The 21426-nt window shown below is 46.6% G+C and carries 22 protein-coding genes and 1 pseudogene; 15 read left to right on the plus strand and 8 right to left on the minus strand.

The window, feature by feature from the left end; translation table 11 throughout:
- Positions 1–76: 76 nt before the first annotated feature.
- Positions 77–241 (plus strand): annotated as a pseudogene (locus QOS07_RS07120) (IS30 family transposase); the annotation flags it as partial.
- 122 nt (positions 242–363) lie between these two features.
- Here the strand turns inward: QOS07_RS07120 and QOS07_RS07125 are convergent.
- Together QOS07_RS07125 and QOS07_RS07130 are read right to left on the minus strand one after the other, a co-directional pair.
- Positions 364–744: a LapA family protein gene (locus QOS07_RS07125; RefSeq protein WP_283588278.1), complete on the minus strand. Its 381-nt coding sequence runs from the start codon at positions 742–744 to the stop codon at positions 364–366.
- A gap of 102 nt (positions 745–846) precedes the next feature.
- Positions 847–1236 (minus strand): ribonuclease HI family protein, encoded by a 390-nt coding sequence (locus tag QOS07_RS07130; protein WP_283588279.1) that lies wholly within the window; start codon positions 1234–1236, stop codon positions 847–849.
- Positions 1237–1274: 38 nt separating this feature from the next.
- On the opposite strand from QOS07_RS07130, the gene QOS07_RS07135 reads away from it, so the two are divergent.
- From QOS07_RS07135 to QOS07_RS07160, 6 genes are all read left to right on the plus strand, one after another.
- Positions 1275–1676, plus strand: coding sequence for an EbsA family protein (locus QOS07_RS07135; protein ID WP_283588280.1), 402 nt, complete (start codon positions 1275–1277; stop codon positions 1674–1676).
- Positions 1677–1681: 5 nt separating this feature from the next.
- Positions 1682–2122, plus strand: coding sequence for a signal peptidase II (lspA, locus tag QOS07_RS07140; protein ID WP_283588305.1), 441 nt, complete (start codon positions 1682–1684; stop codon positions 2120–2122).
- A 1-nt stretch (position 2123) separates the two neighbouring features.
- Positions 2124–3038, plus strand: coding sequence for an RluA family pseudouridine synthase (locus tag QOS07_RS07145; RefSeq protein ID WP_283588281.1), 915 nt, complete (start codon positions 2124–2126; stop codon positions 3036–3038).
- A gap of 70 nt (positions 3039–3108) precedes the next feature.
- Complete coding sequence (locus QOS07_RS07150; protein ID WP_283588282.1) at positions 3109–4191, plus strand: carbamoyl phosphate synthase small subunit; 1083 nt, start codon at positions 3109–3111, stop codon at positions 4189–4191.
- The gene (locus QOS07_RS07155; RefSeq protein WP_283588283.1) at positions 4191–6695 is read left to right on the plus strand and encodes an ATP-binding protein; all 2505 of its coding nucleotides are present in this window, start codon (positions 4191–4193) and stop codon (positions 6693–6695) included. Before QOS07_RS07150 ends, QOS07_RS07155 begins: the two co-directional genes overlap by 1 nt.
- Positions 6696–6930: 235 nt before the next feature.
- On the plus strand, positions 6931–8301 hold the full coding sequence (locus QOS07_RS07160) for an NAD-dependent succinate-semialdehyde dehydrogenase (protein WP_283588284.1): 1371 nt from the start codon (positions 6931–6933) through the stop codon (positions 8299–8301).
- Between the two features lie 679 nt (positions 8302–8980).
- Here QOS07_RS07160 and QOS07_RS07165 read toward each other — a convergent pair.
- Positions 8981–10660: an NFACT RNA binding domain-containing protein gene (locus tag QOS07_RS07165; protein ID WP_283588285.1), complete on the minus strand. Its 1680-nt coding sequence runs from the start codon at positions 10658–10660 to the stop codon at positions 8981–8983.
- Positions 10661–10853: 193 nt separating this feature from the next.
- Between QOS07_RS07165 and QOS07_RS07170 the strand changes: the two genes are divergently transcribed.
- The 3 genes from QOS07_RS07170 to QOS07_RS07180 all read left to right on the plus strand — a co-directional run bounded on the left by QOS07_RS07170 (position 10854) and on the right by QOS07_RS07180 (position 12912).
- On the plus strand, positions 10854–11729 hold the full coding sequence (locus QOS07_RS07170; RefSeq protein ID WP_283588286.1) for a DegV family protein: 876 nt from the start codon (positions 10854–10856) through the stop codon (positions 11727–11729).
- Positions 11729–12343, plus strand: a complete 615-nt coding sequence (locus tag QOS07_RS07175) for a hypothetical protein (RefSeq protein ID WP_283588287.1) — start codon at positions 11729–11731, stop codon at positions 12341–12343. Before QOS07_RS07170 ends, QOS07_RS07175 begins: the two co-directional genes overlap by 1 nt.
- A gap of 113 nt (positions 12344–12456) precedes the next feature.
- Positions 12457–12912: a DUF441 domain-containing protein gene (locus QOS07_RS07180; protein WP_283588288.1), complete on the plus strand. Its 456-nt coding sequence runs from the start codon at positions 12457–12459 to the stop codon at positions 12910–12912.
- A 97-nt stretch (positions 12913–13009) separates the two neighbouring features.
- On the opposite strand, the gene QOS07_RS07185 is transcribed toward QOS07_RS07180, so the two are convergent.
- Positions 13010–13666, minus strand: coding sequence for an HD domain-containing protein (locus tag QOS07_RS07185; protein ID WP_283588289.1), 657 nt, complete (start codon positions 13664–13666; stop codon positions 13010–13012).
- 108 nt (positions 13667–13774) lie between these two features.
- Here QOS07_RS07185 and QOS07_RS07190 point away from each other — a divergent pair, with 108 nt between their 5' ends.
- On the plus strand, positions 13775–14593 hold the full coding sequence (locus QOS07_RS07190; RefSeq protein WP_283588290.1) for a glycosyltransferase family 8 protein: 819 nt from the start codon (positions 13775–13777) through the stop codon (positions 14591–14593).
- Here the strand turns inward: QOS07_RS07190 and QOS07_RS07195 are convergent.
- Both QOS07_RS07195 and QOS07_RS07200 read right to left on the minus strand, forming a co-directional pair.
- On the minus strand, positions 14579–15223 hold the full coding sequence (locus QOS07_RS07195) for an endonuclease III domain-containing protein (RefSeq protein WP_283588291.1): 645 nt from the start codon (positions 15221–15223) through the stop codon (positions 14579–14581). The genes QOS07_RS07190 and QOS07_RS07195 overlap by 15 nt on opposite strands.
- A gap of 12 nt (positions 15224–15235) precedes the next feature.
- Entirely contained in the window at positions 15236–16099 is an 864-nt protein-coding gene (locus QOS07_RS07200) for an alpha/beta hydrolase (RefSeq protein ID WP_283588292.1), read from the minus strand.
- Between the two features lie 136 nt (positions 16100–16235).
- Between QOS07_RS07200 and QOS07_RS07205 the strand changes: the two genes are divergently transcribed.
- On the plus strand, positions 16236–16784 hold the full coding sequence (locus QOS07_RS07205) for a GNAT family N-acetyltransferase (protein ID WP_283588293.1): 549 nt from the start codon (positions 16236–16238) through the stop codon (positions 16782–16784).
- A 193-nt stretch (positions 16785–16977) separates the two neighbouring features.
- Entirely contained in the window at positions 16978–18312 is a 1335-nt protein-coding gene (locus QOS07_RS07210) for an FAD-dependent oxidoreductase (RefSeq protein ID WP_283588294.1), read from the plus strand.
- Between the two features lie 125 nt (positions 18313–18437).
- Here the strand turns inward: QOS07_RS07210 and QOS07_RS07215 are convergent, their stop codons facing one another.
- Both QOS07_RS07215 and QOS07_RS07220 read right to left on the minus strand, forming a co-directional pair.
- Positions 18438–19376 carry a nucleoside hydrolase gene (locus QOS07_RS07215; RefSeq protein ID WP_283588295.1) on the minus strand — a complete coding sequence of 313 codons (939 nt, stop codon included), beginning with the start codon at positions 19374–19376 and terminating at the stop codon, positions 18438–18440.
- Positions 19377–19494: 118 nt separating this feature from the next.
- On the minus strand, positions 19495–20379 hold the full coding sequence (locus tag QOS07_RS07220; RefSeq protein ID WP_283588296.1) for a LysR family transcriptional regulator: 885 nt from the start codon (positions 20377–20379) through the stop codon (positions 19495–19497).
- 44 nt (positions 20380–20423) lie between these two features.
- Here QOS07_RS07220 and QOS07_RS07225 point away from each other — a divergent pair, with 44 nt between their 5' ends.
- Positions 20424–20900, plus strand: a complete 477-nt coding sequence (locus tag QOS07_RS07225) for a flavodoxin family protein (protein ID WP_283588297.1) — start codon at positions 20424–20426, stop codon at positions 20898–20900.
- Positions 20901–21000: 100 nt separating this feature from the next.
- Positions 21001–21417: a cupin domain-containing protein gene (locus QOS07_RS07230; protein WP_283588298.1), complete on the plus strand. Its 417-nt coding sequence runs from the start codon at positions 21001–21003 to the stop codon at positions 21415–21417.
- Positions 21418–21426: the final 9 nt, after the last annotated feature.

The raw sequence follows: 21426 nt of genomic DNA on the forward strand, positions 1-21426 counted from the left end.
AGTGAGTATACAAAAAATGCAGGAAAACCGACAATTTTAAACCGCCGATTTCCTACATTTTACAGCCGCCCTCTACAATGGATTAATTCGGGAATATTTTCCCAAGTGAACAGATATTGATAATTATACAGAACAGGACGTTGAACACTGCCAAAAGCAGTTAAATCAACGTCCTCGCAAAGTGTTAAATTATGAAACCCCATATGAAGTATTTTTTGACAAACTGTTGCACTTAGTTTGACAATTCGCCATATAAAAAGAGGACTTGTGTCACGTCCTCTTTTTATATAGTACTTTATGAACCTATTGAGAAAGCAATGAAAAACGCAGGACAATATCACAAACGAATTGTCCTGCACAGTCTTATTCACCTTTACTACTATCCACTGGCGCACCCTCCTGCTTAATTGCTGCCTTCTTTAATCGGTCGTTTTCTGCCTTCAGGGCTTCGTTTTCCTTTAGCAATTCCTTATTTTGGCGTTCTAGTTTTGCCAGCCGCTTTGGGTCGGCCTTAGTTTCGCGCAGGTTCTTTAATTCCTTGTCCTGCTTAAGGTGGCTAGATAATGAAAAGAGATAAATAATTAGTGCACCGATTAAAAAGCAGATTAAAATCAGTAGAATCAATGGGCTCCGGAACTTAGCAAACAGCAGGTTGACCTCAACCGATGCCGTATTTGCCACCGCAAAGATTGCGATGATAATCAATAAGATAAATGAAATAATAGTCGTTGATTGTTTTTTCACGTTTTTTCCTCCCAATTTACGTATATTTGTATTGTATAGCTAATACCAGTCCAAAACCAGGTCTTTGAGGCCGCTTCCCGCATTTGGTATACTAGAACAGTGTTATTCGATGCCCTTTAGTGCCTGATTCGCCAAATGATGGGCCCCAGTATTTTGACTATCGGGAACCCACTGCGTAACCACCGTTGGGAAGTGGCCCATCTTTGCACTGAGCTGATCCAGCTCCGTTTGGTAATGTTTTGCATAATTTTTACCAATTGCGTCGCTTAGCAACCGGCTATCGGTGTAAAATAGCACTGTTTGTTCCGCCGGGAAGTGCTGGATAAGGTATGCAAACCCAAACTCAGCCGCCGCAAATTCTCCCTGGTGGTTATCCGCCAGCGCGACCGTGTCCGTCAGTTGGAATTGCTGGTGGTCAGCTAAAATCAGTACCCCCAGCCCAGTAGGCCCCGGGTTGCCCTTAGTTGCGGCATCAGTATAAATCTTAATCATTAAATTCACCTCAATTATTGAAAGGATGTTTCACGAGAATGGAAGAAGAAACGCGGTACTTTTACCAGCCAGACCTGACCGGGACCATCATCAGCTGGTGCTGGACCTTTTTGATTTTTATCGCTGGTCTCGTCACTTGGCTTGAAATCACACATTTCCAATGGCTTACGGCCGTCTTATTCGCCATCTTTGCCATTTTAGTAGTACTGGAAATCAAACGGCGGACAGTCCTTGTGACCCCCACCAAACTGACCTTCAGCCGTCTCCTTCAAAAGGACTACATGGTAATCCCTTTAGCCGACATCCGTCAACCTCATTTTACTAAACATACCGTCACAATGACAGTTAATGGTGAGGTCCTCAACTTCACCTTTACCAATAAAGCTGTCCGGCGCCTAAAGAGTCTAATTGAGCGCCAGCAGGGGAAGGTGGCTGACTAGTGCCAGTGATTGGATACCTCATTTTTACCGCGGCCCTTGTCGTCGGCGATCAGCTCGTTAAACACTGGGTAAGTGCCACGATTGCCCTAAACAGCAGCCAGCCAGTGGTTCCCAACTTACTGGCAATTACCAACCTGCGTAACGATGGCGCCGCGTGGAGCATCCTCGAAGGCCAGCAGTGGTTCTTCACCGTGGTCACACTAATAGCGCTCGCGGTGCTAGCCTACCTTTTTTACCGGTGGCGCAGGCAGCCTCGGCTATTGTGGCCGTTGACGCTGATCCTGGCAGGGGCAATCGGTAACTTTATTGACCGCCTGCAAAATGGTTACGTCGTTGATATGTTTGAACTGCTCTTCATCAACTTCCCCGTTTTTAACGTTGCCGACCTGTGCTTAACGGTCGGTGTTTTGTGGTTAGTGGTTATCTTCATTCGAGAGGAAGAATAGGATGGAAAAAGAACTTACTCTGACAATTGATGACGCTTTGACTGGCCGGATTGATAAGGTCCTTGGCCACCACTTCAGCCAGTTTTCGCGCTCCCACCTTCAAAAGTGGATTGAAGATGGCAATGTTAAGGTAAACGGCCAGGTGGTGAAGCCCAAGTACAAGTTAGCCGTGGGGGACAAGGTGGTTATTACCCCCGAAGCGCCACAGAAAATTGACCTGGCACCAGAGAATATCCCCTTAGATATCGTCTATGAGGATGATGACGTGGTGGTGGTGAATAAGCCCCAGGGGATGGTTGTCCACCCCGCACCAGGCCATCCCAACCATACTCTCGTCAATGCGCTCCTCTACCATTGCCCACTGTCAACTATTAACGGTGAGTTCCGTCCAGGAATCGTTCACCGGATTGACAAGGATACCTCTGGGCTCTTGATGGTTGCTAAAAACGATATGGCCCACCGGTCACTAGCAGCTCAGCTCAAGGCAAAGACTAACAAACGGGAGTACGTTGCCCTTGTCCACGGGGTAATCAAGCAGGATACGGGAACAATTGATGCGCCGATTGGCCGCTCACGTAAAGACCGGAAAAAGCAGGCGATCGTTGCTGATGGCCGGCACGCGGTTACCCACTTTAAGGTTCTCAAACGTTTCCGCCATTATACTTTGGTTTCCTGTCGCCTTGAAACCGGGCGGACCCACCAAATTCGGGTGCACATGAAGTCGATTGGCCACCCGCTTGCGGGCGACCCCTTATACGGTCCTCGGAAGACCTTGCCAGGCAATGGCCAGTACTTACACGCACGGGAGCTTGGTTTTAAGCACCCCCGGACAGGGAAGGAGCTCCTTTTTACGGCGCCACTCCCGGCCTATTTTCAACAAATGCTTGATAAGCTCGAGCGGAGTGATTCTAATTAACAGATTAAGTAAACTCGTTTATAATTAAAGAGTGAATTAATGAGCATGCAACTGCGGAGGGGGATTTTCAATGGCAGCACGCTATCTCATCTTTGAAGATGGATCAATCTTCGCCGGCGACGGTTTTGGCGCCCCGGCGGTGACATTTGGTGAGGTGGTTTTCAATACCAGTATGTTTGGTTACCAGGAAATCATCACGAACCAAATTTATAACAACCAGATCCTTGTTTTTACCCAGCCAAATGTTGGCGGGACGGGGATCCAACGCAATATTTATGAAACAATTGTACCGACAATCAAAGGGGTAGTAGTGCGTTTCCTCTCAAACGTCGCTACCAACAATGTCCGGCGTTTAACCCTTGACCAGTACCTGAAGCAAATGAATATTCCCGGGATTGCCAACGTTGATACCCGGGCAATCGTCCATAAGCTGCGGGCGGCGGGGAAGCCACTTAAGGGCAGTATTGTACCGGTTCCCGATGACCACGCCTTTGACCAGTTGCACGCCACTGTTTTGACCAGTCAGCAAGTTGCCCAGGTAGCAACTCCCAAGCCGTACCCTAATCCAGGTGTCGGTAAGAGTGTCGTCGTGATTGACTTTGGCTTGAAGAATGGTGTCCTCCGTCAGCTGAGTCGGCGGAAGTGCAATGTTACCGTCCTGCCTTATTCGGCTACCACGGACGAGATCCTTCGCCTGGACCCGGATGGCGTGGTTCTTTCGACGGGACCCGGTGACCCAACCAAGTTGAAGGCGTCAGTGTTGAAGACAATTCGCGAAGTTGAAGAAAAAATCCCACTCTTTGCGATTGGCCTGGGTCACGAGCTCTTCGCCATGGCTAACGGTGCTTCCGTTAAGCGGATGCCGGTCGAGCATCACGGGATGAACCACCCGATCCACGAAGTAATTACTGACCATGTTGTCTACGCTACCCAGGGTGGGGGCTTCCAAGTTGACCCAACCACGGTTGACCGGTCCAAGCTTTTCGTCACCTACACTGATATGCTAGATAACAGCATCCAGGGCCTGCGTCACCGGGAATTCCCGGCATTTTCAGTGCAGTTCTTCCCGGACGGTGCACCGGGCCCGGACGAGACAAACGGCCTATTTGATGAATTTATCGATATCATGAACAGAAGGGAGGCCCAGCGCTAATGACAAATGATTTACGTTCTGTCCTGATTATTGGTGCTGGTGCTAATGACGTCCAGCACGGCGATGAGCTTGATGCTGCAACCTTTCAAGTAGCCACCGAGTTTAAGAAGCAGGGAATCCGGACCATCCTGGTTGACGATAACCCGTTTTCGGTAAGTCTAGAAAGCCACGACATCATTGAGCATGCTTGCATTGCCGCCCTTGACGTGGACAACCTACTGGAAATTATTGACCGCTACAATCCGCATGCGATCCTGCCAACCCTTGGCAACCGGCGGGCGTTTGAACTAACGCAGAAGCTGCTCGAGAAGGGGGTTATCCAGGAAAAGGACATCCAGTTGCTCGGGGTACCGGATGCCACGATTCGCCAGATCAACAACCCGGTCCTCCTCAGTCGGACCCTCCACGCCATGGATGCGCCGATGAAGTCAATTGTCACGGTGAATAATTACCAGGATGCATTGCAGGAAGCAAACCAGCTTGGCTACCCGGTAATCATCCGGTCGGTCCTTCCCAAGAGCAGCAGCACCCGCCAGATTGTTCACGACCGCAGTGAACTAGCAACGGCAGTTCAAAAGTGCCTGAAGCAATCCCGGGCAGAGCAGGTACTTGTCCAGCAGAGCCTTGCTGGATACAAGGAAATTGAAGTGATGGTCCAGCGGGACAGTTCGGGCACGATGATGATGCTGTCGATGATTGAAGACATGGACCCGATCGGTATTCACGCGGGGGATTCGGTGGCTTTTAACCCGCCACAAACGTTACTAGATCGGCAAATTCAGAATATGCGTGATGTTGCCTTTGCGATTACCCGCAAGCTGCGGATCGTGGGGGTCAACCACGTCCAGTTCGCATTGAACCCCAATAATGACCGCTTCTATGTGATTAAAAATAGTCCGTACTTTGACCGGATGACTTCGTTTGTTGCTCAGTCGACCGGCTACCCAATTGCCAATGTTTGCGCTGAACTCTACATGGGCAAGCGTCTCCGGCAAATTGACCTGGGGGATGACTATATCCACCACGCGGCACTGGTTGAGCCAACGATGGACCATATTGCTGCCCGGGTACCAGTATGGGGCTTTAACGTTATTCCAGAAGCCAACCGCCAGCTGGCTACCGAGAAGAAATCTGTCGGAACGGTATTTGGAATTGGCCGCAGTCCCATTGAGGCGATGTTTAAGGCGATTGAATCCAGTTACCAGGAACCGGCCGACTTTCACCTGCAGGCCCAGCGGAAGTTGTCTGATGATGAACTGGTTATGAAACTCGTTCACCCAGAGGCCGGCCGCCTCTTTACCTTGATTGAGGCCATGCGCCGTGGCTATTCAGTGGAAGAACTGGCTGAAATGACCAAGATCGACCCCTTCTACTTTGACCAGATTGACCGGATGCGGCTACTAATTGAAGACGTTAATAAACACCCAATGAGCGAACCAGTCCTCGTGAAGGCCAAGTACAATGGTTTGAGCAACAAGCTAATTGCCCGCCTTTGGGACACCACGCCGGAGCAGGTATACCAGATGTCGGCTGACCACCAACTGATGACCAAGTATAAGGAAATCGAGCCGTCTGGTGGTGAATTTACCCAGCATACGGGCAGCTTTTACTCGGCCCTTGAAGACGAAAATGAGGCGACCAAGACTGCCCAGCCAAGTGCAATGGTTGTCGGTACAGGTGGACTCCGTTTAGGCCTAAGTAATTCCGGTGACTATTTTGTCGCCATGATGATGCGCCAGCTCCACGCGGATGGCTTTCACACGGTTGTGGTTAACTCGAACCCAAGCTCCGTTAACCTGAGTTATCCGGTTGCCGATAAGCGGTATATTGAGCCGGCAACGGGGGAGAACGTGTTACAAATTCTCCGGATTGAGCAGCCACAATACCTGTTTGTGCCGGCTAGTTATACCGACCTACTGGCGGCATTAGAAAAGGCGGATATCACGTGCAAGGTGGTTGTGATTCCTGATGATGATTTGCCAATGCTGGATGACTACTCTAACCGGTTAGTGGCATTTAACTACCTGTACGATGGGAAGTACGCTTACCCACTGGGTGCGATTGCCAACCTCTTGTCGATGGACCAGTTAAAGTATGAATCAACGGCTATCCGCTACCCGGCAGAGTTATCAAATAACGATAACCAGCAGTTAAGTGAGAAGAGCCTGGGTGCCATCATGGACCAAAAGCAGCCTGGCCTATACCAGGTAATCTTTGAGGAAAAGGAAGAAGGACAGTTCCAGGAGCATGGCGTTCAGCCAATGCCGTTGCCGGAGATTGCTTTCCTATCCAAGTCCCTCGGATTAGACTTAACCGCGATTTACACCCGGATCATGACGGGGAAGGCGGGCGAAGAAGAGATCACCGAATTCCTTAAGCATGAAGGGAACTCCGGCAGTGCTACTTACCGGGCCTGCTTCCCATTCAAGGCACTCCACGTTAAGGATGGCAAGCCGGCAGTCAATAAGATTATCGGTGCGCGGATGCAGTTTATTAATGATTAAGTGGTTGAAAATCAAACATTTTTAAAATTAGTAGCTAGGAAGAAGTTTTTCTAGCTGCTTTTTTATTTTGACTTTTGTAAACTCTATTTTAAGATTTCACAAAGTTTAAAATTGCGCAAACGTTTGTCATATTTAGTTTTTGTTAAGCTGGACTGTATTGCTTGTGAAATTTACAAAAAACGTTAGAATGTAGACATGGGAATGTTAAATAAACGTCTGAAAGGTGGAAATATATATGGCTTACAAAACAGTTAACCCTTATACTAATGAGGTTGAACATGAATATGAACAATCAAGCAATCAAGAAGTAGAGCAAGCGCTGGCTAATGGCTACCGGCTCTACCAACAATGGCGGGCAGGCGATGGCCTAGCTGAACGCAAGGCAATCATTACTAAGCTTGGTCAACTCCTCCGTGAACGGCGGACTGAACTGGCAGAAGTGATGACCCGCGATATGGGGAAGTTAATTGGTGAAGCAGAGGGCGAAGTAGACCTCTGCGCCAGCTTCTGTGACTACTACGTTGAAAAGGCGGATGAATTCCTGGCACCAGAACCGATTTACACGCCATCTGGCAATGCCTATGTTCTGAAGCAGGCAAGTGGGATTATCATGGCCGTTGAACCATGGAACTTCCCATTCTACCAAATTGCCCGGGTATTTATTCCAAACTTCCTGGTTGGGAATCCAATGATCTTAAAGGATGCTTCTAACTGCCCAACTTCCGCCAAGGTGTTTGCGGACTTAGTCAGTGAAGCAGGTGCACCTGATGGCAGCTTAACGAACCTATTCGTTAGCTACGACCAAGTTGGTGACATTATTGCTGATAAGCGGGTTCAAGGTGTCTGCTTGACCGGTTCTGAACGTGGTGGCCAATCGGTTGCCACGGAAGCAGCACGCAACCTGAAGAAGAACACCATGGAGCTTGGCGGAAATGATGCCTTCCTCGTAATGCCCGATGCTGACATTGATAAGCTGGAAGAAGTAATCCCATCAGCCCGTCTCTACAATGCCGGACAGGTCTGCACGTCATCCAAGCGCTTTATCGTTCCGGACAACCTTTACGATGAGTTCCTGGCACGGGCTAAGAAGGTCTTTGCAAATGTTAAGATGGGTGATCCGCTGGACCGGTCAACTACACTAGCCCCAATGAACTCTAAGCGGGCCAAGGAAAAGCTGCAAAAGCAAGTTGATACGGCGATTGAAAATGGGGCCACAGTTTACTATGGTAACGAACCGGTTGACCTGCCTGGCCAATTCTTCATGCCAACAATTCTGACCGACATCACAAAGGACAACCCAATCTTTGACCAAGAACTCTTTGGCCCAGTCATGGTGGTTTATAAGTACCACAACCTTGATGAGGCAATTGAGTTAGCTAACGACTCCAGTTATGGCCTGGGTAACACGATCTTTGGTGAAGATGTTAAGAAGGCCCGGGAAGTTGCTGCAAAGATTGAAGCAGGAATGAGCTGGATCAATGCAGGTTGGGCTTCACTACCTGAATTACCATTCGGTGGGGTCAAGCACTCCGGCTACGGTCGTGAACTGGCCAAGCAGGGGATGATGTCCTTTGTTAATGAACACCTGGTATATGAAGCTGAATAAAAGATTAATTTAGTAGATAAAAGTACCCTGTGCCATTAAGATGGTGTGGGGTATTTTTACATATAAGTAAATTTTATGCAGAAACGGAGAAATGTGATATACTAATTATGAAAACGGTTAACTAGCTCCTGGCGAATACCGTTTGAAAATTACTTATTTGAAGGAGAGCGTTTTTTCTACTATGGAAAGTTTGTTATTACTCTTAGGGTTCGCGCTTGAAATTGTTGTCTTGATGACGGTCAAGCACGTGAACTCCTAACAAACGCAATCTTTCAGTAATGGTCACACTGTAGCAATGATGCTAATATAAAAACGCTTTGAAAAGATGAGTAGTGTTCTAATGGATCACAGAGAGCCACTCTTGGCTGAAAGGTGGCATCGCGGCGGTTCACGAAGATGGTCTTGGAGATAGTTGTGGTTTGTCTGCGCTTCAGCTAACAATTCACGGCTACGACCGATAGGAGTATAATTATACCGATGAGGTTCTTTTGCTTACGAAGGACGTAAACCAAATAAAGTGACAATTACTGAAGATATGGACACCGGAAGGGTTAATCCTTTCCAGTGTTTTTATTTTTAAATTGATTGTGGCAAGAAGTTATTATTTACTTTAACTAAATACAAAAAACAAAACCAAAATAAAAAACCAAACAGAATAAAAACTGTTTGGCCTAGTAATTTAATTATCTAATTTCTTAGGCGTTACACGGATCGTATTCTGCCCGGTGAAAGTAACAAATCCCGGTTTAGCACCATTTGGCTTATGCAGTCGCTTGACTGGCAGGTAGTCAACGGGAACGTTGTCTGAATCGCGCCCCTTGGAGAAGTAGGCAGCTAATTGTGCAGCTTCCAGAATGGTTTGCTCACTTGGGTTGGTATCCCGGATTACCACGTGGGAACCCGGAATATCATTGACGTGCAGCCAAATTTCATTTTTATTGGCAGTCTTAAAACTCAGTCGATCATTTTGCAGGTTGTTCTTACCGACAAGCACCAGGGTACCGTCACTAGTGTGGAATTGCTCCGGCTTGCTTACCCGGACCTTCCGTTTCTTTTTACCCTTCTGCTTATTCTTGATGTAGCCTTCTTGTTGAAGTTCTAGCCGAATTTCTTGAATATCCGAAGGCGAAGCGAGGTCGATCTGGTTTTGGATGTTTTCAAAGTAGTCAATCTCATCATTAGTCAGCTTAAGTTGTTCGTTAACGTAAGCCACCGATGCCTTTAACTTGTCATACTTTGTAAAGTACTTTTGTGCGTTCCGCGAGGGTGATAGTTCTGGTGACAGTTCAATCTTCAGCGGCTTATTATCGTCGTAAAAGTTTGGCAGGGTAATCTCCGTCATCCCATGCTTCAGCTTTCCAAGGTAGGTGGTCAAAATCTCACCACGCACGCGGTACTTATCCGCCTTGCTGGCATCCTCAAGCTGCTTGTTCAGCTTTTTAACCTTCCGCCGGTCCTTTTTCAGTTCATTCTTGATTACTTTAATGACCTGCCCAGCCAGTTCCTTTGACCGATCCTGCTGTGCCTTTTGGCTATAATAGCTATCAAGCATTTCTGAAAGGCTAGCAAAGTGTTGCAGCTGGTCTTCATCGCTATCCAGTGGTGGAAAAGCCATGAAGGACTTCTTCTTGCCGTCGATCACAACTGCATCCGGCTGGTCAAAGTGCTGGATGAACTGCTGGTAAGTGGTTGGCAGGTGGTCGCTTGCTAATAAGCGGTTAGCAAGATCTTTAGCCGTATCCCGGCCCAGTCCCTCGTAGCTTTGCTGCAGTTGACGAGCTAATTCGGCTGGCTCCTTGTATTGCCGAACCAAGTCGCTGTAAATCTGGTTTGGCAGGTAAGGGTTAGCCTTATCCTGCTTTGGTGGCATCACAAAGGTTGCCCCTGGCAGCAACAAACGGACCCGGTTTTGGTCAGATCCAACGTGCTTAATTGTGTCAATAATCTTCCCTGTCTTGTCGTTAACAAGCGAGATGTTACTGTGCCGGGCCATGATTTCAGAAACCAGGATTAATTTTTGGCTGTCACCAAGTTCGTCACGAGTATTGAAAATCAACCGAATAATCCGGTCATTGCCAACCTGCTCGACCTTTTCTAAAATTGCTCCATCCAGGTACTTCCGCAGCGTCATCGTAAAGTTAGTCGGTACCGCTGGATTTGTGAAGGGAACATCTGTAATTTGAATCCGGGGGTAGGTAGGGTTAGCGGAGAGCAAGAGGGCATAGTTGTGCTGCTGTGCACGGATTGTCATAATTAATTCGGCAGGGTAGGGCTGGCTAACTCGTGCCACCCGTCCCGTCTTTAAAGTGGTATCTAGTTCATGCACCATTGCATGGGTGAAAAAACCGTCAAAGGACATGTTAATTACTCCTTTTTTCGAGATAAATGCGGTTATTATTATAACGTTTTTGCCAAAGTAGAGACAAGTTAGAAGCCTTGTTAACAGTAAAGAATAGTTGGTTTATCATGGTTCTTGTGGTATGCTTCTTATATTATTGGAATTATTTTGCAATTATTCTATTCAAATTTTTTACGACTTGGAGGAAGATAAGATGAAAATTGCTGTTGTGACTGACAGCACCGCCACCATTACTCCTGAAGAGGCGGCCCAAAATGACATTCACGTTGTGCCAATTCCGTTTACCATTGATGGTCAAACCTTCCGTGAAGGTGTCGACATTTCAACTGAAGACTTCTACGCTAAGCTGAAGGTCTCCAGCTCATTCCCAAGTACGTCACAGCCAGCAATCGGTCAAATGATGGAACTTTACCAACAACTGGCCGATGACGGCTACGATGCAGCAATCAGCATTTTCCTGACCAGTTCAATTTCTGGCTTTTTAGGAAGTGTTGCCCAGATTGCTGAAGAAATGAAGGATAAGATCAAGATTATCCCATTTGACTGCCACATCACCTCTGAACCAATGCACTACATTGTTTTAGAGGCTGCCAAGCTGGTTAAGGAACATGAAGATCCAGATGAAGTTATTGCTAAGTTGACCAAGCTGAGTAACACGATTGGTGATTTATTCGTAGTCGATGACTTACAAAACTTGGTTCGTGGTGGGCGCTTGTCTAACGCCTCCGCATTTGTCGGTTCGATTTTGAAGATTAAACCACTACTGTCCTTTGACAACCCCAACCACTCAATTGAAGCCTTTGAAAAGGTTCGCTCAATGAAAAAAGCCAAGTTGCGTTGTGAGCAGCTTTTCAATGAACGGATTGCTAACCTTGATTATCCTGTTCGGGGAATTGTTATTCATGCAAATGCACCGGAGGCAGGTCAAAAGTGGCTCGACAAGCTTCAAACTGAGCACCCAGATATCGACTTTCGACTCGGCTATTTCGGACCGGTTATTGGCTGTCACTTGGGTCAAGGTGCCTTAGCTCTTGCTTGGATGCAGGATACCGATAAGAAGCCACTCTAATGAAAAAGGGGTTGACTAAGTTAGCGGGAATTAACATTCTCGCAATCGTTGTAATGATCCTGGTTGGCCTGGTTAGTTTTCGAACGGTTGCACCAACGGGAGTCTTGATTGCACCGGTAGCTGGTATTATTTCGCTTGCGGTGACGGTGGCACTAGGAACGGTCTCAGGGGTCGTCGTTGCAGTCGTAGGTGGAATCTTGCTGATGTTCCTTCAGAACGCTGACTGGCTGCTGGTTCTAAACTTTGTTATTCTGGCAGTCTTTGTTGGCTGGATAATTGGCTGGCGGATTCCGTTATCACGCCGCCTTAGCCACCAGCAGCTGATTTGGTTGGGAATCCTTGGTGGAATTTGTGAATTGGTGCTGACCCTTATCTTTACGGCGCTAATGGGGTGGCAAACCGATGGTAATTGGCTGGCATTTGTCCGGCTTAACTTACTGCCGACAATTCTGACCGCATTACTTGATGCTGTCCTCATTGGCCCGGTAGCGCTGGTCTTCCGCTGGTTAGCCAAGCAGGTTTTACCACCAGAAGACGATGGGGAAAATCAAGACCCTCATGGCCCGGTTGAGATTAACCTGAGCGAAAAGAAAAAGAAAAAGAAGCAAGAATAGAAGGGAGCTGGGAATTATCTCAGCTTTTTCCTGTCTTTAAGGATATTCAATTAAATAAGGGGTGGTAAGAAGCAATGCTTTTACGCCACTCCCTTTTTATGGGAGGAAGTACGATGGAAAGTTGGCTGTTTTTAGCACTAGTCTTAGTAATCGCCTTAGTCGGTAAGAACATGTCGCTGGTGATCGCGAGCGTCGTTGTGATGGTATTGAAGCTACTGCCAATGACCACCAAGTGGCTGCCCGTAATCCAAAGCAAGGGGATTAACTGGGGAGTGACGGTGATTTCAGTTGCCATTCTTGTGCCAATTGCAACCGGACAGATTACCTTTAATGACCTTTTCAAGGCCTTTAAGAACCCAGCGGGGTGGATCGCAATTGCGGCCGGAATTGCCGTGGCAATTTTATCCAAGTATGGTGTCAACCAACTGGCTGCGGTTCCACAAGTAACGGTAGCCCTGGTCCTGGGGACAATTATTGGGGTAGTTGTCTTCAAGGGGGTTGCTGCTGGTCCGGTCATCGCTAGTGGAATGACCTACTGTATTGTGACCTTGCTAAATTTGCATTTTTAAGAGATATACGGGGCCTTGCTTACCTTTGCGGGTCTCATTAAAAAAGTAAGCGAGCTGGAAATTCTCTTCCTGCTCGCTTGCTTTTTAAATACCTGTTTTACAGCTTGTTATCCCATTCGTTATGAAATTCCTGGAGAAAGTCCTTGATTACTTGTTGACGGTGGATTGCAATCTGCTTAGCGGTTGGGGTTTGCAGCATCCCCGCCAGCTTCAGGATCTTTTCGTAAAAGTGGTTAATGATCGTTTCATCATCCAGGTTCCGGTATTCTTCATGACTCATGTTTTCCCGCGGCTTGATCATGGGATCATAAATCTTCTCGTGGTGGGCACCACCATAGTAAATGGCACGGATAATACCAATTGCACCAATTGCGTCAAGCCAGTCAGCATCACGCACGATTTCTGCAACCTTTGTTAAGCGGACCGGCCCATCATCAAGGGTGTGAGCAAATGAAATGTTAGAGATCACGTCCATGATGGTAACAATATCGGCATCATCAAATTCGTTCTTTTCAAGGTAGGTCCAGAGTTCTTCCTTTGCTTCGTCAACGTTGGCCACTAATTTTTCGTCAATCGTATCGTGAAGGTAGGCAGCGGCAACGGGGACAAAGGGGTCAATGCCCTCACCAAGTGCAATCTTCCTAGCCATCCTGACTACCCGGTTGATATGGTCCATCCCGTGGCCGGTACTATCCTCGCCAAGTTTATCGATTGTGTACCGTTTAACCGCGGCAATTTGCTCTTCATGTGTCATTGCAAAGGTACTCCTTCATTTAATTAATAAGATAAGGTTAACGAATTTTACCTGCTTAGGCAAGTGCTTTTCTTGCTATAATATTTGGTGGAACAAGGGAGGCATACCATGAATTTACTTTTCTCAATTGATGATTATTTTGTGCGCCAGTTGGAGACGGTCCTGCTATCAATTCATTTAAATACCCGGGAACGGCAAATTGATGTGTATGTTCTCCAAAAAGAGACATTAGTAAAGGGTGCTGAATTGAGTCGTTTTTGTGACCACCTGGGGATGAAGTATCACCCAATCCAGGTCAAGGATGAGTTGTTTGTTGATGCGCCGGTGACCGACCGCTATCCCACCACAATTTACTACCGTTTGTTGGCCCATGAGTTGCTGCCAACAGACCTCCATAAGATCCTTTACCTTGATGCGGATGTCTTGTGCATTAATGATCTCAGTTCACTCTATAACCAAAATATTGATGACGACCTCTATGCTTCGGCAATCCATACCGAACTGACCAACACCACCGAGGTAATAAATAAAATCCGCCTGCAGAACTTTGATGCAGACGGGTACTATAATTCGGGTGTATTGCTGATGAACCTGGACCGGATCCGGGGGACGGTTAAGTCAGCGGATATCTTTTCTTATATTCGTGACCACATCCTACTCTTGCCCGACCAGGATGTTTTAAACGCCCTGTACGGTAAGTACATCAAGTCGGTCCCGGACCAAATCTACAACTTTGATACCCGGAATGGCAAAATCTATGAGGCCATCTCGTTTGGTGTATGTACGACCGACTGGGTAATTAAGAATACAGTCATTCTGCACTATTGCGGCCGGGATAAGCCGTGGCTTGAACATAAGAATACTGGACGCTACACGGCCCTTTATAAGAATTACTACCATTTAGCCGGCAAGCTAGCTCAGTATTAATCGGTCTCCAGCGAGAAAACTTTTCTGGAAATCGGCCACTGGGTGGAGGTGTTGCTTGCCAAACTCATCGATTAGGCCGTGGAAGTCCTGGGCCATCGTGGCAGTGAAACTTTTCGGAAGTTGGCACCGATGAGCAAGACTGGCATAATTCGTCAATCCACTAACGCCGAGGCAGGTAAAGAGGGTTCGCGCATACTTATCGCTGATAAAGGTTGGCCGGTCGAAGATGTAAGTGAGAAAAACATCGGCCGTCTCGTCACCGACACCATGGAGGGCGAGGAGGTTATTGCGGAGCTTGTCCCCGTCTTGATCGCTGATGGACCGGTAGTCAAAATTGCGAGCACGGAGCCAATTGAAAACTGAACGAACCGCCTTGCTTTTGTTTTTGTAAAAGCCGGCGGGCCGGACAAGGGAGACCAACTCATCAGCGTTCAACTGGCAAATGGCGTCCGGATTAAATTTAGTGACCCGCCGGAAATTGGCGACTGCCCGGTCAGCGTTTCGCCAGTTGGTGTTTTGGATCATGATGGCGCCGATGATGATTTCCTCTTTTGATTCAGCTGGCCACCAACCTGAGGGTCCCATTGCTTGGCGCATTTTTTGGTAGAGCTGTTGTAAGTTTAATTCCATCAGTTATGCTCCTTATTTCTCCCAGAAGAACTTGATTAAAAGCTTGTTAACGTACGGGTTGTGGTGGAGCAGCTCATGCTTAGCATCTTGTCCGGTTATCTTGACTTCCCGGTAAGATTTGGTCCGACTATTGATCAAGTAGCGGAGGGTTTGGCAGGAGCTGTTGCTGACTTGACTGTCGTTACCGCCGCCGAGATCACCATAGATGTTTAAAACTTGGACTTGTTGCGGGTAAGTGTGCCGAAGGGGCAGCAGCTTTTTAAAAGCATCATTTTCGGCGGAAGGCTTTCCCGTTTTCTTGTTAACTGTTAAATTACTTGGCTCGTTCCAGCCCATTGCACCATCGAAGGTTCCGGCCATTGCAACCTGTTTTTGCAACTGGGGGAGCTTTTTATTTTGGCCGTTGGCAAGTAGGTAGTACATGACTGCCATGTTACCCATTGAGTGAGCTTCAATGTTCATCTTCTTAATGTGGTAGCTTTGCTGGAGCTTGACGACCACGTTCTTTACCCATTGCCCCTGCATCGCGTAGTCAGTGTTTCGACTATTTTCAAAGTTAACCATTACCAACGGATTGACGGCTCCATTAGGGATATGTCCCTGGAGGGTAACTTTTCCGTCAGCGGCAACTTCAGCGGTGATCACAGTTTTGGTGACACCGGCCTTCTTGATGCCATTAACCATGTATTGTTCAGCGTGTGCGCCACTGTTGTAACCGTGGAAAAAGATAGTGGGGGTAGTGGACTGGACATAGTGGTGGCCGGCGGCAAGGCCAGGATTGGCCACCAATGTGATGAAAACGACGGCAGCTAAGGATATAAATAGTTTGGCGAATTTTTTCAAGAGTAAAGCCTTCTTTGTTTTTAGTGTTATCATAACATTATGGACCATTTTCGGCTTACTGTATTAAGATAAGTATTTTTTGGTTGGCAAAATAAAAAGAGTATGATAAAGTTCTAAAGTCGGAATTTTTATGAATATTCAAAAAAATGATTAGAAGGGAAGGGACAACATGAAGTTAAAAAAGGCCACAATGGAAGATTATGACCAAATTATGGATATTTTACGTGACGGTAGTAGTCAACTTGCTGAACAAGGGATTGACCAATGGCAAGGTGACTATCCAAATGCCGATGTCGTAAAGAAGGACATCGAAAATGGCTGGGGTGTAATTGCCCAGTCTGACGATGAACAAACTGTCGGTTACGTGGCAGTAGTTGACGGCCCAGATGAATCATACGCCAAGATGAAGGGCAAGTGGCTGATTGACACTGATAAGTACGTTGTCCTCCACCGGGTAGCAGTGCACTCTAAGCACACCGGTCATGGTTACGCTTCAAAGCTCTTTGTTGCAGTAATTGACTACATCAAGGAACACCGGAAGGAAATCGAAACGATCCGGATCGATACCCACATTGACAACAAGGTAATGCAACACCTGATCACTAAGCATGGCTTTAAGAAGGTTGGGGAAGTATATGGGTATTACCGCGAAGACGAAATTCTTTATGTGTATGCGCAACTCACCGAGACCGGTGAAGAAGACTCTGACAAGAATTAACTAGGAATAGTGCTAATAAGAAACGCTCAATAACTGTTTGTCACTAGCCGGCAAGCGATTATTGAGTGTTTTTTGTTAGAGAAAACGTTTATTTGTCATTTTTCCTAAACCTGAGCAATAAAGGTGACGGTAATGGTCGGAAGTAGTATATTAAGGCCAGTAAATATTACTTACGAAAAGTGAGGCGATCTTGATGAAAAAGGTTAAGAATATAATTGTTGGTTTTGGTAAGGGTGGGAAAACGCTCGCCAAATTCCTAGCCCAAAAAGGTGAAGAGGTACTAGTTATTGAACGGTCGAAGCAAATGTACGGTGGTACGTGCATCAATATTGCATGTCTCCCTTCAAAGCGGTTGGTTATTGAGGCCGCTAACGGAGTAGACTTTGTTGATGCAGTTAAGGGCAAAGATGAAATGACGGCCTTCCTTCGTAACAAGAACTACCACATGCTTGCTGATGAACCCACTGTTAAGGTGCTTGACGGCCAGGCTGCATTTACTGGTAACCACCAGATCGCTGTCACGCAGGCGGATGGGACCACTGAAGAATTTACCGGCGAACGGATTTTTATCAATACCGGTGCCAGCCCGATTATTTTGCCGTTACCGGGGTTAAGGGATAGTCAATTCCTTCTAAATTCAACGTCCGCAATGGATCAAGATGAATTGCCGACAAAATTAACAATCATTGGTGCCGGTTATATTGGTCTTGAGTTTGCGGCAATGTTTGCGCAATATGGTTCACAAGTGACCGTGGTTGACCATAAGAAATCCTTTATTCCACGCGAGGATGATGACATCAGCGCACTAGTTAAGAAGGATCTGGAAGACTTAGGCGTTAAGTTTATCCTTGGCGCAGAGCTTAAAAAGGTGACGGACCGCGAAGATGGTGCGGTACTTAGCTATGTTCAAGATAGCCAGGTTGGTGAAGTGTTTGGTAATAAAATTCTTGCCGCAACTGGTCGGCAACCGAATACCGCTGACCTGGGACTAGCGAAAACGGAAATTAAAGTTAATGACCGTGGCGCAATTATGGTTGACCAGCACCTCCAGACAAGTGTTGACAATGTTTGGGCGATTGGTGACGTAAAAGGCGGACCACAGTTTACTTACATTTCACTTGATGATTTTCGGATCATCAAGAGCCAACTATTTGGTGATGGTGGTTATACGCTCGAAAGCCGCAATATTGTTCCAACTAGCGTCTTTATTAACCCACCACTTTCTCGGGTTGGATTAACTGAGAAGCAGGCGCAGGACCAGGGGATTGACTACCGGCAATTCAAATTACCAGTGGCTGCGATTCCAAAGGCACGTGTTGCAAAGAATACTAGGGGACTTTTTAAGGCCATTGTTGATCCAGCTAACCAACAAATCTTGGGTGCAACGCTCTACGGAATTGAGTCTTACGAGTTAATTAACTTAGTTGCACTGGCAATGAAGGCTAAGCTGCCTTATACGATTCTGCGCGACCAGATTTATACTCACCCGACAATGAGTGAAGCCTTTAATGACCTTTTTAAAGGATAAAATAAGTAAATTATTATAAATAGATAAGGGCCCAGAGTTCAGCAAATTTAATGAACTTTGGGTCCTTTTTTGTATCTGCAGAGACTCAATAAAGTCTAACATAGGTTAATTGAGTTTCTTTTATATTACTTTAATTCGGCATCCTTAGCTAGCTGGTCAAAGACATTAAAGAATTTGTCCTTATCAGCCTTAGTAACCAGGGTCAATGGGCGGCCATTATCGTTTTTGAATGTCCGTCCCGCTGCACGACCGTTAACCTCCACGCTAGCTTTGGTTTCAGTAGTTGAAACAAGGTCCGGGTAAAGACTAGAGAGGGTGGTGAGGACGTCCCATAAGTAATAGGTTGAGTCAGCTTCGTCCGCTAAAACAAGTGAATAGCCCTGACCAATCATATCGAAAGCTGGGAACTTACGAAGGCTTGCCCAGTGTATCCGCAGTTCCCTCGTTAGTGGAATTTCCTCGGTACTTTCGAGGCCAACCATTTGAATCTTGATCGATGAATCAAAAACCTTTTTAACGGCTTCCGGGTCCCAGAAAGCATTCCATTCAGCAGTGCCATCAAAGCCAGGCTCGTTAACATTACCGTGCCCGTCAAGGCAGCCGCCCATCCAGTATAATTGATCAATATTATCTTGAATGCTTTGGTCATAATCAAGTGCCCGCGCTAGGTCAGTTAGCGGGCCAGTCATTACTAAAGTCACTGGCGTATCTGACTGCTTAATCTTTTGGGCCATATCAATGTGGGCAGGAACAGCAGCCTGCTTAGTCTTGGGTTCACCATTTTCATTAAGAATCGGTAAGGCGTCAAAGGAGAAGGAACTCAATCGCCAATTTGAAGGGAATTGGTGGTGGGCCCGGGAGTCAGATTTGGCTACTTCGAGGGGGTCATTGCGTTTGTTGAAACGGTCGATAATCTTCCGGGAAGCCTCCACAGCAGGATCGACGTAGCAATCTGCATCAATCACACCGACACCAATCAGCTTAATGTTCGGAATTTGTAATAAGAGAAACAGGGAAACAAGGTCGTCAACGTTACCGTCATTATTAAAGTACACATTTTTCATTAAGAAGCATCCTCCAATCTTCGGGAATCATATTACGAAGATTGGAGGATGTCAATTGCCCTATTTTGTGGTTAAAGCATTTACGTGTTGCTTTCTCAAAGAAAAATTTATTATCAAATTAACGTTCATTGCTCTTCTCCGCCACAAACTGTAAGAACTTCTCTGCGGCTGGGGCCAGCATATTATTCCGGCGCCAAACAACTACGTGCCCGGTCTCCTTTTTCGGCCTAAAGGGGACGAAACAAAGTGATGGATCATGTAAAACCGCAACAACTCCTTTAATCCCGACCGCATAGTAGTTCCCCGTGCGGATTAACTCTAATGCATTACAAGGCAGATTGTTGCTGGCCTTAACGTTTAGCTTTGTCTGGTCGAGCTTAAGAACATCGCTAACCTCATCCCGAATAATATTCCGGTGGGGGAGAATTAGTGGCAACTTATACAGGTCGCTTTTACTGATCGACTCCCGTTTTGCAAGTGGGTCATCTTTTAACATGATCACGCCCCACTGTTCTTTAATTGGTAATACCAAGTAGTTATATTTGGCCGCCTCGACCGGTTCAAGTAGGCAGGCAAGGTCAGCGGTTCCTTCATCAACCTGGCGACGTAAGACATCCCCATCTCCATCAAAGACGTTAAACTGCACGCCAGGATATTGGTCCTGAAATTCCGCAACTAGCCGCATCAAAAAAGGAGAGGCGGTTGAGACCGCACAACCTATGTTGACTGCCCCCGTCAGCTCTTTTCTTTGCTGGTGGAGGTCGTCTTTGGTCTGGTCAATTAACTGGAGAAGGTTGGTTGCTCGTTGTTGGAAGAGGACACCGGCCTCAGTTAACTGAAGATGCCGTTGGTTACGATCAAAAAGGGTAGTATCTAACTCTTTTTCCAGTTCCATAATTTGTCGCGAAAGGGTTGGCTGCGTAATATGTAATTGTTTTGCTGCTCTCGTGATATTATTAGTATGAGCAACGGTTAAGAAGTATTTTAAAACCCGTGTATCCATGTTTCTTGACCTCCAAATCGTAATTTAAGTTAGGAGAAATGATAATGGCACAGCAAGCGCTAATTCTTTATTATTCACAGTTTGGTAACACTGCCCAGTTGGCTAGCCGGATCCATAAAATGACTGGTGCTGACATCTTGCAGGTAAAGGTTGCTCCGGATACTTTCCCGCAGGACATGGAAGCAACCGATGATCTTTACAAACAGCAGCGGCAAACTAACCGGCTGCCACGTCTGGTTACTAAATTGCCAGACCTTCATTACTATGATGATATCTTGGTTGGTGGACCAGTTTGGGATGGGCAAATTTCATCGCCAATCATGACCCTGCTTAACCAGCTTCAAGGATATCAGGGTAAGGTGGCACCATTTTCATCTGGCTGGAGCGACACCGGCAATTACCAACAGGACTTCGTTGCCCATGCCGGCAAACTTGATGTTTTACCCGGCTACCATGTGTTAACGCATGCAAAGCCAAGCTACTCCGAAAGTAGTCTAATGTCTTGGCTGCGCAAGCTCTAATACAATTAAAGCATACTTCTTCAATTAAAATAAGTATTTCACATTGCAATCAGAAGCACTTAAAGTAGAATTAACAAATAATTCAAAGGAGTGATTGCTGATGGCAAAAAATGAAGAAGCAGTAAAGAACGACGTATTTGGTTTTGGCGAAAAGAACGTGGCATTTGCCAAGTACTTTATCGGTACTTCATATTTAAACGGTTTGGTTGCACCCGATGACAACATCGACGTTAATGTTTCTAACGTTAACTTTGAGCCTGGTTGCCGGAATGACTGGCACATCCACCACAATGGTTTTCAAATCATTATGGTAACTGCTGGTGAAGGCTGGTACCAAGAGGAAGGCAAGCCAGCCCAACTACTTAAGCCGGGTGACGTTGTAGCAATTCACGAAGGAGTTAAGCACTGGCATGGTGCTACAAAGGATTCCTGGTTCTCCCACATTGCAATCACCAAGGGAACTAGTGAATGGTGCGAAAAAGTTGACGATGATTACTACAACAAGCTAAACAAGTAGGAGGTTATC

Source organism: Limosilactobacillus viscerum (genome assembly GCF_947387525.1).
GTDB lineage: Bacteria > Bacillota > Bacilli > Lactobacillales > Lactobacillaceae > Limosilactobacillus > Limosilactobacillus viscerum.

Coding starts and splice junctions, on each gene's coding strand:
- QOS07_RS07130 (WP_283588279.1), bottom strand. CDS start 1,236: ATGATTAAGATTTATACTGATGCCGCAACTAAGGGCAACCCGGGGCCT.
- QOS07_RS07135 (WP_283588280.1), top strand. CDS start 1,275: ATGGAAGAAGAAACGCGGTACTTTTACCAGCCAGACCTGACCGGGACC.
- QOS07_RS07145 (WP_283588281.1), top strand. CDS start 2,124: ATGGAAAAAGAACTTACTCTGACAATTGATGACGCTTTGACTGGCCGG.
- QOS07_RS07150 (WP_283588282.1), top strand. CDS start 3,109: ATGGCAGCACGCTATCTCATCTTTGAAGATGGATCAATCTTCGCCGGC.
- QOS07_RS07155 (WP_283588283.1), top strand. CDS start 4,191: ATGACAAATGATTTACGTTCTGTCCTGATTATTGGTGCTGGTGCTAAT.
- QOS07_RS07160 (WP_283588284.1), top strand. CDS start 6,931: ATGGCTTACAAAACAGTTAACCCTTATACTAATGAGGTTGAACATGAA.
- QOS07_RS07165 (WP_283588285.1), bottom strand. CDS start 10,660: ATGTCCTTTGACGGTTTTTTCACCCATGCAATGGTGCATGAACTAGAT.
- QOS07_RS07170 (WP_283588286.1), top strand. CDS start 10,854: ATGAAAATTGCTGTTGTGACTGACAGCACCGCCACCATTACTCCTGAA.
- QOS07_RS07175 (WP_283588287.1), top strand. CDS start 11,729: ATGAAAAAGGGGTTGACTAAGTTAGCGGGAATTAACATTCTCGCAATC.
- QOS07_RS07180 (WP_283588288.1), top strand. CDS start 12,457: ATGGAAAGTTGGCTGTTTTTAGCACTAGTCTTAGTAATCGCCTTAGTC.
- QOS07_RS07185 (WP_283588289.1), bottom strand. CDS start 13,666: ATGACACATGAAGAGCAAATTGCCGCGGTTAAACGGTACACAATCGAT.
- QOS07_RS07190 (WP_283588290.1), top strand. CDS start 13,775: ATGAATTTACTTTTCTCAATTGATGATTATTTTGTGCGCCAGTTGGAG.
- QOS07_RS07195 (WP_283588291.1), bottom strand. CDS start 15,223: ATGGAATTAAACTTACAACAGCTCTACCAAAAAATGCGCCAAGCAATG.
- QOS07_RS07200 (WP_283588292.1), bottom strand. CDS start 16,099: ATGATAACACTAAAAACAAAGAAGGCTTTACTCTTGAAAAAATTCGCC.
- QOS07_RS07205 (WP_283588293.1), top strand. CDS start 16,236: ATGAAGTTAAAAAAGGCCACAATGGAAGATTATGACCAAATTATGGAT.
- QOS07_RS07210 (WP_283588294.1), top strand. CDS start 16,978: ATGAAAAAGGTTAAGAATATAATTGTTGGTTTTGGTAAGGGTGGGAAA.
- QOS07_RS07215 (WP_283588295.1), bottom strand. CDS start 19,376: ATGAAAAATGTGTACTTTAATAATGACGGTAACGTTGACGACCTTGTT.
- QOS07_RS07220 (WP_283588296.1), bottom strand. CDS start 20,379: ATGGATACACGGGTTTTAAAATACTTCTTAACCGTTGCTCATACTAAT.
- QOS07_RS07225 (WP_283588297.1), top strand. CDS start 20,424: ATGGCACAGCAAGCGCTAATTCTTTATTATTCACAGTTTGGTAACACT.
- QOS07_RS07230 (WP_283588298.1), top strand. CDS start 21,001: ATGGCAAAAAATGAAGAAGCAGTAAAGAACGACGTATTTGGTTTTGGC.